Annotated in this window: 14 protein-coding genes; 4 read left to right on the top strand and 10 right to left on the bottom strand. The window is 48.1% G+C overall.

Translation table 11 applies throughout. From position 1 onward, the window contains the following. Positions 1–36: 36 nt before the first annotated feature. From F752_RS0103130 to dusB, 10 genes are all read right to left on the bottom strand, one after another. The gene (locus F752_RS0103130) at positions 37–2,280 is read right to left on the bottom strand and encodes a TonB-dependent receptor family protein (protein WP_017730274.1); all 2,244 of its coding nucleotides are present in this window, start codon (positions 2,278–2,280) and stop codon (positions 37–39) included. A gap of 166 nt (positions 2,281–2,446) precedes the next feature. After that, complete coding sequence (locus F752_RS0103125) at positions 2,447–2,869, bottom strand: hypothetical protein (RefSeq protein WP_017730273.1); 423 nt, start codon at positions 2,867–2,869, stop codon at positions 2,447–2,449. A 190-nt stretch (positions 2,870–3,059) separates the two neighbouring features. Then, positions 3,060–3,686 (bottom strand): sigma-70 family RNA polymerase sigma factor, encoded by a 627-nt coding sequence (locus F752_RS0103120; protein WP_236613970.1) that lies wholly within the window; start codon positions 3,684–3,686, stop codon positions 3,060–3,062. Positions 3,687–3,793: 107 nt separating this feature from the next. Continuing rightward, positions 3,794–6,238 carry a TonB-dependent receptor gene (locus tag F752_RS0103115; RefSeq protein ID WP_017730271.1) on the bottom strand — a complete coding sequence of 815 codons (2,445 nt, stop codon included), beginning with the start codon at positions 6,236–6,238 and terminating at the stop codon, positions 3,794–3,796. Between the two features lie 9 nt (positions 6,239–6,247). Next, entirely contained in the window at positions 6,248–7,618 is a 1,371-nt protein-coding gene (locus F752_RS0103110) for an HTTM domain-containing protein (RefSeq protein ID WP_017730270.1), read from the bottom strand. A gap of 6 nt (positions 7,619–7,624) precedes the next feature. Continuing rightward, positions 7,625–8,752, bottom strand: a complete 1,128-nt coding sequence (locus F752_RS0103105; RefSeq protein ID WP_017730269.1) for an imelysin family protein — start codon at positions 8,750–8,752, stop codon at positions 7,625–7,627. Positions 8,753–8,825: 73 nt separating this feature from the next. After that, positions 8,826–9,929: a DUF4856 domain-containing protein gene (locus F752_RS0103100; protein WP_017730268.1), complete on the bottom strand. Its 1,104-nt coding sequence runs from the start codon at positions 9,927–9,929 to the stop codon at positions 8,826–8,828. Positions 9,930–10,044: 115 nt separating this feature from the next. Next, positions 10,045–10,665 (bottom strand): haloacid dehalogenase-like hydrolase, encoded by a 621-nt coding sequence (locus F752_RS0103095; protein WP_017730267.1) that lies wholly within the window; start codon positions 10,663–10,665, stop codon positions 10,045–10,047. A 48-nt stretch (positions 10,666–10,713) separates the two neighbouring features. After that, positions 10,714–11,655 (bottom strand): DMT family transporter, encoded by a 942-nt coding sequence (locus F752_RS0103090; RefSeq protein ID WP_040664075.1) that lies wholly within the window; start codon positions 11,653–11,655, stop codon positions 10,714–10,716. After that, the gene (gene dusB, locus F752_RS0103085; protein ID WP_017730265.1) at positions 11,630–12,631 is read right to left on the bottom strand and encodes a tRNA dihydrouridine synthase DusB; all 1,002 of its coding nucleotides are present in this window, start codon (positions 12,629–12,631) and stop codon (positions 11,630–11,632) included. Before dusB ends, F752_RS0103090 begins: the two co-directional genes overlap by 26 nt. A 39-nt stretch (positions 12,632–12,670) precedes the next feature. Here dusB and F752_RS0103080 point away from each other — a divergent pair, with 39 nt between their 5' ends. The 4 genes from F752_RS0103080 to F752_RS0103065 all read left to right on the top strand — a co-directional run bounded on the left by F752_RS0103080 (position 12,671) and on the right by F752_RS0103065 (position 16,168). Continuing rightward, positions 12,671–13,621 carry a CPBP family intramembrane glutamic endopeptidase gene (locus tag F752_RS0103080; RefSeq protein ID WP_017730264.1) on the top strand — a complete coding sequence of 317 codons (951 nt, stop codon included), beginning with the start codon at positions 12,671–12,673 and terminating at the stop codon, positions 13,619–13,621. Continuing rightward, positions 13,618–13,824 (top strand): putative signal transducing protein, encoded by a 207-nt coding sequence (locus tag F752_RS0103075; protein WP_017730263.1) that lies wholly within the window; start codon positions 13,618–13,620, stop codon positions 13,822–13,824. The genes F752_RS0103080 and F752_RS0103075 overlap by 4 nt, the downstream gene beginning before the upstream one ends. Next, a complete protein-coding gene (locus tag F752_RS0103070; protein ID WP_026135477.1) occupies positions 13,805–14,635 on the top strand; it encodes a phosphatidate cytidylyltransferase in 831 nt (276 codons plus the stop codon). The genes F752_RS0103075 and F752_RS0103070 overlap by 20 nt, the downstream gene beginning before the upstream one ends. A gap of 255 nt (positions 14,636–14,890) precedes the next feature. Then, entirely contained in the window at positions 14,891–16,168 is a 1,278-nt protein-coding gene (locus F752_RS0103065; protein ID WP_017730261.1) for a Glu/Leu/Phe/Val family dehydrogenase, read from the top strand. Positions 16,169–16,183 lie beyond the last annotated feature (15 nt).

The following is a 16,183-nucleotide window of genomic DNA, read 5'->3' as shown; positions in this document are numbered from 1 at the left end:
TTGACCTTTTACAAATAAATAATTTTCAACGAACTGTCAAAACTGTAGCCGGATTCCTGCAAAAAAACTTCTTGCAGCCGCAGGCTGAAAATAACGCTCTCCATACTGTGGGTTAGTGTCATTGCCCAGGCTGTAAACCTCATTAAGCAGGTTGTCCGCTCCGGCAAATACTTCTGCCGAAAACTCCTTTAGCGGGAGCTGGTAGCCCAGTTTCATTTTGAGGAGGTGGTAAGATTCTGCGAAAACGATATTGGCATCATTAAGGGGAATATCTGCTACATATTGCCAGTCGGCCTGCAGGTTTAGCCCTACCCTGCTGTTCAGGCTGATGGAGCTTGCAAGGGTATGAGGAGCCACGCCGGGAATATATTTTCCTTCAAAGCTTTGGCCATTCCGGGCATATTCCTGGTAAAGGAAACGGTGATAAGTATAGCTCTGGCGAAAGCGAAGCTCTTCCAGGAAGCCGGATTCTGGCTGCAGGAGGAGGTAGTCGAGCCACAGTTCCACTCCCTGCTGCAGGGTTGAACCTGTGTTCCGGAACAGCACCACCCCGGAGGCATCCTGGTAGCTGACAATGGTTTGGTTAAGGTTGAACCAGAAGGTGATAAGGTCGTAGTAAAGGCGGTGGTTAAGCAAATGGCCGCGAATGCCCAACTCATAATTCCACCCCTGCTCCGGCGCTAAAGTGGTGTTGAGGCTGCCTTCATTGGTTCGTACCTCGTCCAGTCCGGGTGGCGAAAAGCCCTGGCTGATGCTGCCGTGCAGGCTCACCTCCGGCCGGAATACTTTCGAGGCTCCTATACGGGCGGCAAGAGCTGGTTCGAAGACAATAGGTCCATCATCGGCCCCAAATCCATTGCGGCTGTACAGCCGGTCAATTTCGTAGCGAAGGCGGTTGTAGCTAAGTCCCGCCGTTAGCAGCCATTGCTGCGGCAGCTCGACTTCGGCCTGTGCAAAAAAGAGGTACTGGCTGCTCAGTATTTCATCGCTAAAGTTGAGGGTATCGGGTAGTCCTTCTTCATTATCAAAGTTAAGGGCAGACCGTTGTTGTAGCTGGTACTCCGCGCCAGCGGTGAGGGTAGTGCTGCTACGGCCCCAGTCAAAGCCATACTGGAAAATGGTGCGGCCCCCGCCGGCAAGGGTATTTTCCTTTTTGTAGTCGGTATTAAATGGATGGTCGAAGTAGTGCAGATAAGAATAAAGGGTGGTTTGGTTACGCCAGTCTCCATATTCCCACTCATGGCTCAGGCCACTGATAAGCACATCGTAATTGATGGAAGCATTTTTTTCTGCACTGCCGGGGCGGGCCTGGCGGGGATCTTCCTGGTATTGCTCCGGGTTTAGCCCTCCCGGAATCTGGTAGAATAAGTTGGTGTAGAGCAGGTTTAGCTCCAGTTGCCGGTGCTCATCGAGTTGATGTTCTGTATTAAGCTGGGCTACGGTGCGGGAAAAGGCGCTGTGGTTGCGGTAGCCATCGGTTTGCTGGTGGGCAACGCGTACGCCGTAGCGGTTAGCTGGCTCACCTGTCTGCACTTTTGCATACACCCGTTGCAATCCATAGCTGCCGCCCAAGTAGCCTGCCTCTGTCCTGGCAGCGTCAGTTTCGGTATCGAGCAGGAGCGCTCCGCCGGTGCCAGCTCCATACAAACTTCCGGCGGGGCCTTTAATAATTTCTATCTGGTCGATATTCACCAGGTCGAGGAAATTGAGCTGGGTATCGCCACCGGGTTCGGTAAAAGGAATACCGTTCCAGTAGATTTTTACATTGCGTACGCCAAAGGGTGCGCGAATAGAGCTTCCGCGGATAGATACCCGGTAGCTGCCGGGCGAACGCTGCTCCAGCCGTACCCCCGGCACCACATTAACCGAAGCCAAAAGGCTGGTTTGGTCGAAGCGGCCAATTTCGCGCGGAGCGAGGTGCTGAATGCTACCTGGCACTTCGAGTATGCTCCGGTGCTGCTCATATGCCTGAACAACTACCTCGGGTAGTTGGCCGCTGAGCGGGTATAGCAAAATGGTCGGTAAGTGGCCGGAATCCGGCAGGAGAAGCTGCCTGCTGCTATAGTTGGGGAGGTAAATAATTACTTCTGCCGGCAGTTTCCAGGGAACAGGGGCCAGGCCTAAACTATCGGTATACTGCTGTTGCCCGCTCTGCTGGTGCCGGATGAGCACATTTTCGAGTGGCTCCCCATTTTCCGCATCGGCTACTTTAAGTTGCGCCTGTGCGGCTGCGGAAAGAGAAAGAAATAAAAAAGTAAAAAGTAAAGCTAAAATTCGCATCGAAAAAATTTTACCACAAAGGTAGTAAAAAAGTGCTTGTCGATTATTCAAAACCAGGGGTGCGTTTTTTCAGCTAAATAGGAGGAACTTATTGTGTGGTGAAAAAGGGAGTAGCCAGTTGTAAAGATTAACAGGATTTATGAAACCAATCCTTCTCAGTTTAAGCCTACATCAGGCAACTTAAAAGGTTCTTCCTCAGGTATTCTTTTCGCTTTTGCTTCTGGCCTTCTTTCTCCCGCTTGCAGATCTCCATTATGGTGAAGCTGAGCAGTTCCAGGGAAGTTTGTTCTTTATGGAAGCACTGGTAAACACCATAGCTCTCGTGTAGACTATGCAGTTCTTTATACTCCTCCGCACAAAACCATACAACTTCAATTTTGCTATCGTAAATTTTGATACTCTGGGTAAGGTACAGGAGGTTCGTGAGTCCCAGGTTGTCGTCGAGGAGAACGATATCAGGAATCTTATAAAGGTTAGCTTCAGCTTCTTCCACGGTGGGGAAAATATTTATACACTCCTGTGTAGTAATTCTGAGTTGATTCAGTAGCTGAACGGCTTCAAAGGGAAACCTGCTGGTAAGGAATATCATGAAAGGAAGCGTAAATAAATGAAAATATCTTCTGCTTCCTGCAGTGTATAAAAACTGTACCGATTCCGAAGAATGGGCTTTAAAAGGCTGAAGTGGGGTTTTGGGAATAAATACTGCTAATTCGAATTCCCATAAATGGAGTGCTTTCTCAAAATGGATTTATGGGTATGAAAGAGAATGAACGGGGAAACTACTTGTTCTGGAGTTTTTCGCCAATATCGGCTTTGAGCGTTTCCATCAGGTTTTTAAAGCTGCCTTCGCGGCATCCTTCTAAAAAGCTGTTGAATGTTTGCTTGTGCTGGTCCATATTAAGGTTAAAGCGCTCTTTTTCCTGCTGCAGCTTCCCCTGGGCGCGGCAAAACAGCTGACGGCAGTTATCTTTTTTCTTTTCAACAATTTCGGCAATCTCGGAATAATCGAAACTAAAGACTTCGCGAAACAGGTATACCGCTCGTTCGCTGGGTTCCAGCTTTTGCATGAGCACTTTCATAGCCTGCGACAGCTCTACCTCCAGGTCTATCTTGTGCAGGTCGAAATCAAATGAACCCAGCCACTCGGCATGGAGAATAGGGTCAATGAGCTCTTCGGCATTTTGCCTGATCTTTTTCAGGTGGTTAATGCAGTTATTGGTTACGGCTTTTATCAGGTAAGCCTTAACATTCTGGATATGCTCCCGCTTGCTGCTCAGAAATTTCAGTAAAGTATCCTGCACAATGTCTTCGGCATCCATGAGGTTATTGACCATTTTGTAGGCAATAGATACCAGCATGGGCTGGTACATGACAATGGTTTTATCGATATTTATCGGTTCAGGCACTTTAATTACTATTTTTAAGCAGTATATATTACGGGCAAATATAGCAGGAATGTTGATATTCTCTACATTCGTGTTAGGTTGCTAACAAAAAAGAAGGTTTAATAAATTCACTTTTTTCTGAAATTAAATCCGAGTGTAAGGTAAAAGCTGCGGGCATCGGAAGGAATAATGCCCGGGCCGGGATAGCCATCGGCGCGACGGGTAAAGTAGCGATTGTCGGTAAGGTTGTTTATACCGCTTTCAAAGGTAAACTGCTTAAAGCCATACTGCAGCGACAGATCCATCACATAAAAAGCCGGAATAGGACCAATAACTGCACCCGGCAGGGGGGTGACTGGGTTGGTATTGTCAGCATCGGTAAACTGGGTGGCAACATAGGAATATTGCAGGCTTGCCGCAAAAGTATTTTTCCGGAAGCTCAGACCCGACTTGATATTGACAGGAGGTACGAGCTCTACTTTTTTATTGCGAAAGGCAGTTTGTTCTGAGTTATAATACCTGCCTTCGATAAGTGCCAGGTTCAGGTACAGGTTCAGGTGAAAGGCTGGCTTTGGCTGTAGTAACTGCATTATATCTGCCTGCACAAAGCTTTCCATGCCGGCGATAAATGCATCTGAAATATTGCGTCTTGCCCTTACCGGAATGCCCTTCCTGTTTTCGTTAATGGTACTGATCTTGTCCTTATATTTTAAATAGAAAAGGCTCATGTCGTAGTTCAGCCAGCTGTTGCGCCCTCTCCAGCCCAGGTCTGCGCTGTAGCCACTTTCATCTGTCAGGTTCGGGTCGACATACATATTCGGATTTAACATCCGGAGATCGGTAAAATTAATGGCGCGGTAATTTCGCGAGATATTCCCGTAAAACTCTGTCTGCAAATGGGGCTTATAGCTAATGCCCACCCCTGCCAGCCATACCGGCCGCTGCCGCTTCTTTTTATCGAGCTGCGTACGGGTAGTTTCTACGGGTAGTCCGTTCTCATCGGCAATGTACATCACTTCCTGGTAATAGCCGTCGGTGCGGGTGTCGATCCATTCGTAGCGGATGCCGGGTGTGATACTCCACTGGTCGTTTATCGGGAAGATATTTTCGGCGAAAAAGGCAAGGTTGCGGTTTGGGAACAGGTGGTCCGACACCAGACTGTCTGGGTTCAGGTACTGGAAAGCAGGCTCAGATCCACTATTGGCCACTCCCTGCATTTTATGGGTAAGTCCCTGGTAGTAACGTGTACCGAGCAGCAATACGGCAGGTCGACCTTTTAGGCTGTAGTGCTGCATAAGGCGGGTTTCGTTGCCAAAGTTGCGGAAGGTATCCTGTATAAGTGTTCGGTATTCACCAGTGGGACGGTGCAGTGGATCCAAATCGCCGAGTGCATCTCTGCCTGCATACAGGCCAAAGGTTCTGCTTTCGAGACGGGTTTTATCGCTGAAACGGTACTCCATTAATACGGCCCCTAAATTCCAGTTTACCTTAAACCAGTTGCGATCGCGGAAGGAGAGCTGCGGATTGGCCAGAAACTGCTCATCGGTAAGGCCCCCCGGCTGCTGCGCCAGGTAGTTCATATGGGTATATTCCAGCCCAAGACTAAATTTGTCGCTGATGGAAAACTGAAAATCACCAAAGAAATTATCGACCTCAAATCCGGAGTTGGGGCGCCAGCCATCGCCCTGCTTGTGCTGGTAAAAGGTGTAATAGTTGAAACTGCCTACCGTTCCGCCCAGGCTGTTGAAGGAATTGAAGAGGCCGAAGGAGCCAATGGTTTGGCGGGTGGTAAACTCTAAAGGTGTATCGGAGGGGCCGTCTTTCAGAATGAAGTTGAGCATGCCGCCAAACTGGGTTCCATATTGCAGGGAGGCTGCGCCCCGCACAATCTGGATACGTTCAAGGGCTTCGGCAGGCGGAGTATAGTAGCTTTCGGGGTAGCCGAGCGCATCGGCACTAATGTCGTAGCCATTCTGGCGGGTATTAAAATTGGAGGTGCGGTTAGGGCTGAGGCCACGGCCGCCAATACCAAGCTGCAGGCCGGCACCATCGCTTTCCCAGATGTTCAGGCCCGGCACTTTAGCGTAAATCTGTCGGCTGTTATTAGTGGCCAGGTTGGCGGTAATATCCTCCAGCACAATTACCTCATTCTTCTTCCCTTCGTAAATGGCCGTGCCTTCCACGGCATTCAGGCGGGTAATACCTCCGGTATAGTTTCGTTGTTCCGATATGGTTACCTCTTCCAGAACCTCTTCCAGCTCCTCAAGACTAAAGTTGATTTCAATGCGGGTATTGTCTGCTATTTCTACCTGCCGAACCTGGCTCCGGAGGCCATGGGAAAATACTGCCAGTGTATAGGTGCCGCCCTTGCTTAGGGGTAGGGTATATTTTCCCTGCCCGTTGGTGGTGGTATTAACAGGCGTTCCCTGGATGAAAATATCGGCCCCTGCAACAGGCTTTCCGGTGTTGGCCCTGCTAACCTGGCCGGTAATAACAACCGACTGGCCTGCTGCCGTAAGTACAGTTAAGCTGAAAATGCTACACCAGATGAACAGAACGCTTACTCTCCTCATATTCTTTCTCTAAAAGTTTCCGGCATGCCGGGGCTGTTGCTCATAGGGGAGCAGCCAGTTTTTGTGCGCGAAATTATCAGTTATTTTGCTCAAATCCACTTCCGGATTTACATACAGACGGCTTGGCCTGCCATTGAGGCTCACATAGCTTCGGGCACGTACTTCCGGGGCTTCAATTCCTTTCGCTTCATACTCTGCCGCCAGGAAATGGGCGAACTGCAGAATTAAGTCAGGCTGAGTGGCCATCATTTTTTCCTGCTGAGGCGTCAGGTAATGATGATTCATTACCTCTACCTGCCGGCCGGTGGCAGGGTCTTGCACAAAAAAGGTAATGTGACCTGCTTTCTCCATCAGCATTACCCGCCAGGAAAAGCGGTAGCCCTGCTCGGTCCAGAAGAGCTTGTCGGGGTAAGCAGCGAAGCGGAATGGAAAGAGCAGCTGAAACAGAAAATAAAGACCAAGGAGTGGAGCCAGCAGGCGTGGGGCGGCAGGCTTAAACACCCTCTGTGGAATGTTTTGAGGTACAGCAGCAGAGCGGCCAATTCTCCGGAGGAGGCTAAGCAGACGCTGGTGAAAGCCTTCTGAAAAAAAGAGGAGCGTGCTGAGGATCATGATGTAGGGGAACATGCCAATCGGGAACAGCACAGCCGTAACAATATGGAAGCCGATTACTGCTGCATAAGCCGGTAATCGTGTTCTCTTATACAGCAGGAGAAAAGGAATGCTCAGGTCGTAAAGTGCACCACTCCAGCTGAAGAAGTAGGCTACCCAAACCTTATCGAGGTAAGGACCTAACAGAGGAAGCCCGGTTTTGGCCGATAACCACAGGCGGAGTGGCTGGGCCTCCAGCAGCCAGTCGGGGTTGAGTTTGGCAAGGCCGGCATAGAAGTAAACAATGCCCAGCTGCAGCTTAAAAATGTTGATGGTCCAGGCAGGCACATGGGTACAGCGGAGGCTTGGTTTCCGGCGTACATCGAGCGAAAAGTAGCGATGGGCAGGCACCACACAAAGCAGGAGACTTACCAGGCTTACAAAATAGTAGTGGTTCAGGTAATTGGTTACATCAATCAGCTCTACATAGGTAAAGAGCAGGAAGAAGAGCGGTGCCACCAGGCGGTAGAAAAGCCCGAGCATGATACCGGTGGCAGCCACTGCCATGGTAGCAAAAACAAGGTACATGCCCAGGGTGCCCAACGGCTTTACCCAGCTGAAGCCATAGTAAGTAAAGAAGAAGCCGGGTTCCAGGTAAAGCTGGCTAACCCACCCTTTTGCCATAAACCGGATTACACTGGCCAGCATCATACCGCCAAATATAATCCGGAATACGGCCAGGGGTGCAATGTGCACCTGCCGTGTTATATGCCTGCTCAGCCCGCTCATTACTTTTTAGTCTCCGTCGTTGTCCACGTAAGAAATATTTACGCTCAGGGCCGAAGGCATATCTGTTTTGATATACTGCATCAGCGCTACAATTTCGTCGTACGCAGCCCGGGTTTTATCCGGGTTGTTGACGATGGCCTCTGGTAAAGGCTCAGGAATGGCGGCTACAGCCGAATGAATATTCTGAAACTGGCTGAGAATAGTGGCGGAAAGATCATCCTGAATATTACCGGCTTCGTAAATGGCATCAATGTAATCGTCCAGCCCTAGCCCGTCGGTGCCATTGGCTTCTCCTTTAAAAAGAGCTTCCATATTTAGCAGGTGTGCCTGCATGAGGGGGAGGGAAATGCCGCTGTAAAACGCTTCAGTGGCCCGTGGAAAAACATCGCCCTTCATGGAGTTTACACCAATAGGAATGCCCAACCTTTTATTTTTCGTTATTTCATAGCCCTGGTTAAACTGGTTAACCAGGTTGCTGAGGGAGGTGCCGGCTTCAGTTCCGGTATTGGAAATAAAATCGCCCAGGTAATTCTCGCCGTTATCCGACCAGGCGGTATATACCTCGTTGGCCAGTGTTGTTACCTGATCGGTTACCTCGTGCAGGTACTGCCTGCGTGCTTCGGCATTTTCGGCCGTGGTATAGGCTGCCAGAATTTCTTCCTGGCTGGCGCCGCTAAACAGGAGGTAGTCGAGCGCGGGCAGGCCTTTTTTATTTGAGCTGTAGAGTCCGTTAAGGTCCCAGCTTCCTGCGGCAATACTTTCTTCCACCTCGCTAAAGTCAGTTGGAAAGTGGTTGATGTTCATCCGGAGGTTTACTTCCATGGCAGGGCCAAACTCAAATGGCTCTACTCTTATCCATGAATGATAGGTGGCCTTAAGCGCATCTTGTGCAGCCGCGAGGCTGGCGGCAGTGGGCTGCTCGGTAAATTCATGTATCGCCTCTTCGAGCAGACTGGTAGTGGTGCTGAAATTTGCGTAGGCAGGGAAAATAATATTTTGCCCGATATTGGTAAGCATGGCCTGCTGGTCGAAGTTTACTTCATCGGTTTCTCCGGGACCCTCTTCGGTACAGGAGGAAAAACCGAGCAATGCAAGCAGCAGTAAAGCGAGCGTATATGGTTTGTAAAGGTTCATGTGGGGCAATTTTATAAACGAACAAATCCGCCGGCTGCAACAACCGGCGGATAGGGTTAAGTACTTAGGCAGATTACAGGTTGATGATTTCAGCATCGCTGAAGCCAAAGATTTCCTGTAGTTCAACATTGATAGACTGAAGCGCTTCTTCAGTAGCTTCTGGGTTTTCAAAAGCGGCTTTAGGATTATTGCCGAAAAGCTCGTTCAGGGCCTCCAGCTGCTCATTGGTAATGCTTTTAGCAGGATTGTAGTAAAGTGCGTTGAGGAAAGCTTTTCCTTCAGACCAGTGGTGGTAGAAGTTTCCTGCTTCGCCTGCCTCCAGATCTTTAAGGGCGCTGTTAACATAGTGTACAGCATTGGTAGCGGCCAGTTTTTCCCAGTTAGTGCGAATGGTTTCAATAGCTGCATCGCGCGCCTCCATATCGTTATTATTAATGGCAGTACGGCCAGCCAGGAATGCATTAAAAATTTCGTCGCGCAGGTCAATCACTTCGGAGCGGCCATTGGCATAATGAGCCCAGTACCATGCCTTTTCTGTCGGATCTTCTGTTCCTTCAGGTACTTCGGCAGTCAGGTAATCATCCGGGGCACCAAAATAGCCGAATGCTTCGTCCCAGTGGTGCTGCATGGCGGTGCCTTCACCTTCCACTACTTCGGTATTGTCGACATTCATTTTGTCCTCGCCCAGGTAAACGGCTGTGGCCTGGTAGTAGAGCAGGGCACCCATAAGTCCTTTGGCAATCATTTGCGCAGGCTCCACACCATACTGGTCATATAATCTGCCGCCAATAATGTACTCGTTGGTTCCGCTCAGGGTATCAATGGAAGCAAAATAACCTTCAATTTCTGCGACCGCTTCAGCAGCGGTTTTGCTCTTGATGTTTTTGTCAGTGTCGAAAAGATTATTGGTGTTTTCAAATATAGCATCGAGTTGGTCGGCAGTAACAACGGTTTCGCCATCGTTGGCCGACTTTGCTGCTGCTTCCAGCATGCTCATCATCTGAATGCGGGCAGTCTGTCCTGAGTAGTCTACATTCTCGAAGTTGTAGGTAGCAGGCACCTCTTCCAGCTCAGGCACTATCGGATCCTCTTCAGTACAGGCAGAAAATGTAAATAATGCGGCAAAGCCCAGTACACTGAGCGCTTTGGTAGGGGTAGCCAAAAAGTTTCTTTTCATCGGTTTAGAAGGTTATTTTTATTTAGATTGATTATAAATTGATGTCGCAAAACTATCATTCATAATCTTTGGATGCAAACATTGGCTAAATTTTCTTTCGAAATATCTAAGCTGCTTAAGGGTGCCGGGGCACTATTTTTCCATCTTTGCTCAAAAAGCCTTTTTGGGCAAGCTGCAGAATAGCTTCATTTTCATCGGAATAAGCCTCTACAATCTGGTAGGGAGTGGGGTGAATCAGCTGGTTAATACGTCTGATTTTTTCCCAGTCTTTACAGGCCCTGCCTTCTATTTTGTATCGGCCCTGTACATATTGGGTGCGGGTAGCCAGCCAGTAATCGGGTTGTAGGAAATGCTCGAACAGGGGTTGTGCATAGCAATCGAGTGCACCCGTAGCAAAGCAAATGGCGACATTGCGGCTTCGGAGCTCCTCTATCCGGCTTAGTAGCTCCGGGTTAAAATGCAGCGGCCATTCGCCTGCCCAGTATTCGTACGCATAGGCCTTGAGTTTTTGTGGTGGTATGTTGTCGAGGTAATGGAAGAAATTTTCTTTAAAAGTGGTTTTATTCAGTAATCCCATCTTCTTCCCCAGAGAATATACCCCCATGCTTAATAGATGGAATGCCTTAGGTTTTTCCTTGTGGATAATGAACTTAAAAAATTCTTCCTTGGAGGACTTGTTGTAAACCGTTTGGTTCAGATCGAAAACGGCAATATTTAAAAGGCTGCTGTTACTCATGACATTTATTAAATGTTTGAGCCACAACCTTTTGCTGATGTTGTAAGTTTAGCTCCTTTGCGGAGCAGGCTGAGCTGCCTTCTTTTTATGATTGGCAATAAACACGCCTACAATAATGCCTGCCATGCCTACATAATGCCCTGCAAACAGTGGTTCCCCGTCAATTACACCCCATATTACCGCAATTATCGGAATAAGATAGGTAACAAAGGAGGCAAACATGGGAGTGGTAAGCTGCACCAGCCTGTTAAAAATAATAAGAGCCGCCGCCGTGCCCACTACTCCCAGGATACTCACATACATCAGGGAAAGCCAGGCCCCTTCTACTTCTACTATTTTAGTGGTAAAATCTGTAAAGCCGAATAGGAATATAATGGCAATGGGAACAACAAAAACCAGTGAAATTGCTGTAATGGCTACAGGTTTAAGGGCACTTAACCTGTACTTGATAATATTCAGGTTGAGCCCGTAGCAAAGGGTAGCCAGCACCACATAAAAAGCATAAAAGTTAATATCGCCGAGATTTCCACGGCTGGTGGCCAGTATCAGTACCACCGTACCCACCAGGCTAATAATTAAGCCAATACTATTTCGGCGGGTAAAGGTCTGGCTGAAAAAGAGAGCGCCTATCATCACCACAAAGAGCGGGGTGAGCGCATTGAGTACACCTGTAACGCCGGAGGCCAGCTGTGTCTGGGCTTTGGCGAACAGAAAAGCGGGCAGAAAAGAGCCTACAAACCCTACCATCAGCAAAAACCAGCGGTCCTGCTTTCCAACCTTCCCGAAATTCCGGAGGGCAATGGGAATGAGGAACAAAGCCGCTGTGGCGATGCGCAGGGCCCCCACCTCTCCGGCAGAAAAGGCAATGAGCGATTTTTTGATCAGAATAAATGAGCTGCCCCAAATCAGGGACAAAAGAATAAGCAGGCCCCACGAAAGTGCTCCCGCACCCTCAAGGACTTTTTTAGTTTTCAACAACACTGTAGGCATTAGCAAACACTTCGGCCACTTCATTGAGGGTGGCGAGCACCTCCTCGTAATTATCAGATTCTACCAGGCGGGTGCGGTAGGGCTTAAAATTAGGAATTCCGCGGAAATAATTGGTGTAGTGCCTGCGCATCTCAAAAATTCCCTGTTTTTCTTCTTTCCATTCTATGGAAAATCTCAAATGCTCCTTTGCCACGGCTACCCGTTCTGCCAGGCTGGGGCCGGGCAGGTGTTCGCCGGTTTTGAGGAAGTGTTTAATCTCGTTAAAAATCCAGGGATAACCGATGGCGGCCCTGCCAATCATGATGCCGTCGACGCCATACCGGTTTTTATATTCCAGCGCTTTTTCCGGTGAGTCAATATCCCCATTACCGAAAATAGGAATATGAATATCGGGGTGGTTTTTAACTTCGGCTATATAGCTCCAGTCGGCCTCGCCTTTATACATTTGCTGGCGGGTGCGGCCGTGGATGGTAAGGGCCTGTATGCCCACATCCTGCAGGCGTTTGGCGACCTCTATAATTTTAATGGTGCTATGGTCCCAGCCTAAGCGTGTTTTCACCGTTACCGGTTTGTTTACCCGCTTTACAATTTCGGCCGTCATGGTCTGCATTTTCGGGAGGTCGAGCAAAATACCTGCGCCGGCTCCTTTACAGGCCACCTTTTTTACCGGGCAGCCATAATTAATATCGACCAGCTCCGGATTAGCCTCCTCGGCAATGGCCGCAGCTTCGCGCATGCTCTCTATTTTATCGCCGAAAATTTGTATGCCAATAGGGCGCTCATAATCGTAAATATCCAGCTTCTGCAGGCTTTTGGCGGCATCGCGGATGAGCCCTTCTGCCGAAATAAATTCAGTATACATCAGGTCGGCGCCATTGACTTTACACACGGCCCGGAAAGGCGGGTCGCTCACATCTTCCATGGGTGCCAGCAGGAGTGGGAACTCGCCGACTTCTAAGTTTCCTATTTTAACCAATTTGCAATTATTATTTTTAGCGTAAATTTACGCTTTATTATGAGAAATAACGGAACCGAACTGCAAGATTCTTTTACGTCCAAACCCTGGCGTGCGCTGTTTATCATTATCCTTTGTTTCTTTATAGGTATGTTCGTGGGGCAGTTCTTCGGTGCTTTACTGGCTATGCTCCTGTTTGACCTCGGTTTTACCGAGGTACTACTGGTGGGCACCAACTACCAGAATTCTCCTAACGCCAAATATGTTTTATACTGCCTGCAGTTCGGTTCGGCTCTTGGTGCTTTTATTATTGCACCGCTTTTTTACCTTTATCGCCTTGAACAAAAACCTGTTTCAGCCCTTTTTAACAGCAAGGCGGCCAAAACAATTCCTATAGTACTTACCGTTTTCATTACGCTCTCTTTTATGGTGGTGAATTCTGCCCTTATTGAGTGGAATGCAACGGTCGACTTTCCTCCTTCCATGGAGTCCTTTGAGCGAATTTTACAGGAGCAGGAAGAAGATCTTCGACTTTTAACGGAATTTCTTACTACTTTCGATTCGGCCTGGGATTTTATTATTGCCCTGCTGGTGATTGCTGTATTGCCTGCGGTGGGCGAGGAGCTGCTCTTCCGGGGGCTTATCCAGTCAAAACTGCAGAAAGCTTTGGGGAATCCTCATGTTGCCATCTGGCTGACGGCTTTTATCTTCGGGGCTATTCACTTTCAGTTTTACGGGCTGGTTCCCCGCTTATTTTTAGGAGCTATTTTTGGTTATATATTTTACTGGTCGGGCAGCCTTTTATTGCCGATTGTGGCTCACTTTATTAATAACGGCTTTAGCCTGCTGATGTATTATTTATACCAGCAGGGAGCGGTTGAGTATGATGTGGCGGAAACATCGGCCTTGCCAACCAGTAGTATTCTTGTATTTTTACTTTTAGGGCTGGTTGCCTTCTGGGCTTTTTACTGGTACTTCAGGAGGGCTTTTGCAGAGAGTGCAGTCGAATGAAAAAATGGATTAATGTGTATAAATCAGATAACCAGTACCGGGCCGAAATTGTAAAGGCCGTGCTGGAGGATAACGATTTGCCTGCAGTGCTGGTTAACAAAAAAGACCGAATTTACCATCTAGGCTATTATGAAGTGCATGTAAGCCCCGATGATGTGTGGAAGGCGTTAAAAATTATCTCGGATGATATCACGTTTGAATAGTTATAGTAATCTGCGGCAGCGGGTCATTGCAGCACTGATAGGAGGGGCGGTTATTATTTTCTCCTCCTGGTATAGCCCATGGACCTACTTCGCGGTATTTTTTGTAATTTGTATGCTTACCCTGCTGGAGTTTTATAAGCTTACCGGCCTTGATGGGATGCTGCCGCTTAAATTCTGGGGTACTTTTTCGGGTATGAGCCTGTTTACCCTTACTTTTCTGATTGAAAAGGAACTGATTACTTATCATTACTATGTCCTGATTTTTCCCATAGCAGCGGGTACCTTTTTCATAAAATTGTACAGAAAAGCAGATACAAAGCCCTTTACCAGTATTGCCTATACTTTTTTAGGCATCTGCTATGTGGCCATTCCCTTTTCGCTCCTCCATGTGTGTGTGTTTATCGACGGTTACTACAGCCACGAGATTGTGCTGGGCCTGCTGTTTATCATCTGGGCCAGTGATACCGGTGCTTATTTTGCCGGAACAAAATTTGGCAAGACCAAGCTTTTCGAGCGGGTTTCTCCTAAAAAATCCTGGGAAGGGAGTATAGGTGGTACCGTTACGGCCCTGGCTATGGCGTTTGTAATCTCCTACTTTTACCGTGACCTGCTACCTTTCGAATGGCTGATCCTGGCCCTGATTGCCGTGGTTACCGCCACCTATGGCGACCTGGTGGAGTCGCTCTTCAAGCGGAGTATTGCCATTAAAGATTCCGGTACTTCTATCCCAGGACATGGCGGATTTCTGGACCGCTTTGATGGTCTTTTGCTCTCTGTTCCCTTTATTCTGGCCTATTTAATCCTGTTTTGAAAACCCCTGCGCCTGAATTCCGTTGCAAACGATTGAAACAGGTGGAGTCTGCAGATTATTTTAAATGTTTAAACATTTAATACTGTAATAATTTTTTCATCTTTAAATAAAATCCTTTGAATCAAATGTTTTTTTAATAATAGACTTCTTTCTAATTTTACTCACCTAAACACATAAAACAACCGGGGGCCGAAGGGTGTATATAAGTTACTGATTTACATTTTTTTGCTTCAGGAATTTTTAAGTTAACAGATTATGGCATATATAGAACCTGCTCCCATTAAGGACAGAGAGAACCCTTTCGAATCGATGATGTCGAGGTTCCACATCGCTGCACAGGCGTTGGGTCTTGAAGATGAAGTTTATAATGTGCTGAAAGCACCCACCAAACAGGTAACTGTATCCTTGCCTGTAACAATGGACGATGGTTCCATTAAGGTGTTTGAAGGTTACCGGGTAATCCACTCCAATATTTTAGGTCCTTCGAAAGGAGGGGTTCGTTATGATATCCATGTGAATATCGACGAAGTAAAAGCCCTTGCTGCCTGGATGACCTGGAAATGCGCTGTGGTGGATATCCCCTACGGAGGTGCCAAAGGTGGCATCTGCTGTAATCCGCGCCAGATGTCGGCCGGCGAAATAGAGCGCCTTACCCGTGCCTACACCCTGTCGATGATGGAGGTATTTGGCCCCGACCGCGATATTCCTGCTCCGGATATGGGAACGGGCCCTCAGGAAATGGCCTGGATGATGGACGAATACTCGAGAGCCATCGGTAAAACCACCACCGCCGTGGTAACCGGTAAGCCACTGGTACTTGGTGGTTCCTTAGGTCGTACCGAAGCTACCGGCCGTGGGGTAATGGTAACCGCCCTGGCTGCCATGGAAAAGCTTAAAATTAACCCTTATCAGGCAACCTGTGCCGTACAGGGATTCGGTAACGTAGGTTCTTTTGCTGCCCTTCTGCTGGAAGAACGTGGTGTGAAAATAGTTTCTATTTCGGACCTGTCAGGTGCTTACCACAACGAGAATGGTATCGATATTAACGAGGCCATTAATTACAGAAATAAAAATAAAGGCAGTCTCGAAGGCTTTCCTGGTGGTGAAAAGCTGGGCAGCGGCGAAGAACTGCTGGAGCTGGAGGTAGATGTGCTGGTGCCTGCAGCGATGGAAGATGTAATTACCATTAAAAATGCCCATAATATTAAGGCGAAGCTGATTGTAGAAGGAGCCAATGGCCCTACTTCTGCCAAAGCCGACCCCATTATCAATGACAAGGGTATACTGGTAGTTCCCGATATTCTGGCCAATGCAGGCGGTGTAACCGTTTCGTATTTCGAGTGGGTACAAAACCGTTTGGGTTATAAGTGGACCGGTGAGCGTGTAAACCGCCGCTCCGACAGGATTATGAAAGATGCCTTTGATAAGGTGTACCGTGCTACGCAGGAGTATGACGTGTCTATGCGTATTGGTGCCTATATTGTGGCCATCGATAAAGTATCTAAAACCTATAAATTCCGTGGTGGATTCTAAACCATCCTGGTGTTA

The organism is Nafulsella turpanensis ZLM-10, assembly GCF_000346615.1.
Classification (GTDB): Bacteria; Bacteroidota; Bacteroidia; order Cytophagales; family Cyclobacteriaceae; genus Nafulsella; species Nafulsella turpanensis.
The sequence above is the reverse complement of the archived record's forward strand: the minus strand, read 5'-3'. Positions and strand labels throughout refer to the sequence as shown.

What these genes read in the sequence shown, in the direction of transcription:
- F752_RS0103130 (WP_017730274.1), bottom strand. Translation starts at nt 2,280, where the DNA reads ATGCGAATTTTAGCTTTACTTTTTACTTTTTTATTTCTTTCTCTTTCC.
- F752_RS0103070 (WP_026135477.1), top strand. Translation starts at nt 13,805, where the DNA reads ATGATATCACGTTTGAATAGTTATAGTAATCTGCGGCAGCGGGTCATT.
- F752_RS0103095 (WP_017730267.1), bottom strand. Translation starts at nt 10,665, where the DNA reads ATGAGTAACAGCAGCCTTTTAAATATTGCCGTTTTCGATCTGAACCAA.
- F752_RS0103065 (WP_017730261.1), top strand. Translation starts at nt 14,891, where the DNA reads ATGGCATATATAGAACCTGCTCCCATTAAGGACAGAGAGAACCCTTTC.
- F752_RS0103090 (WP_040664075.1), bottom strand. Translation starts at nt 11,655, where the DNA reads ATGCCTACAGTGTTGTTGAAAACTAAAAAAGTCCTTGAGGGTGCGGGA.
- F752_RS0103125 (WP_017730273.1), bottom strand. Translation starts at nt 2,869, where the DNA reads ATGATATTCCTTACCAGCAGGTTTCCCTTTGAAGCCGTTCAGCTACTG.
- F752_RS0103080 (WP_017730264.1), top strand. Translation starts at nt 12,671, where the DNA reads ATGAGAAATAACGGAACCGAACTGCAAGATTCTTTTACGTCCAAACCC.
- F752_RS0103105 (WP_017730269.1), bottom strand. Translation starts at nt 8,752, where the DNA reads ATGAACCTTTACAAACCATATACGCTCGCTTTACTGCTGCTTGCATTG.
- F752_RS0103110 (WP_017730270.1), bottom strand. Translation starts at nt 7,618, where the DNA reads ATGAGCGGGCTGAGCAGGCATATAACACGGCAGGTGCACATTGCACCC.
- F752_RS0103100 (WP_017730268.1), bottom strand. Translation starts at nt 9,929, where the DNA reads ATGAAAAGAAACTTTTTGGCTACCCCTACCAAAGCGCTCAGTGTACTG.
- F752_RS0103075 (WP_017730263.1), top strand. Translation starts at nt 13,618, where the DNA reads ATGAAAAAATGGATTAATGTGTATAAATCAGATAACCAGTACCGGGCC.
- F752_RS0103115 (WP_017730271.1), bottom strand. Translation starts at nt 6,238, where the DNA reads ATGAGGAGAGTAAGCGTTCTGTTCATCTGGTGTAGCATTTTCAGCTTA.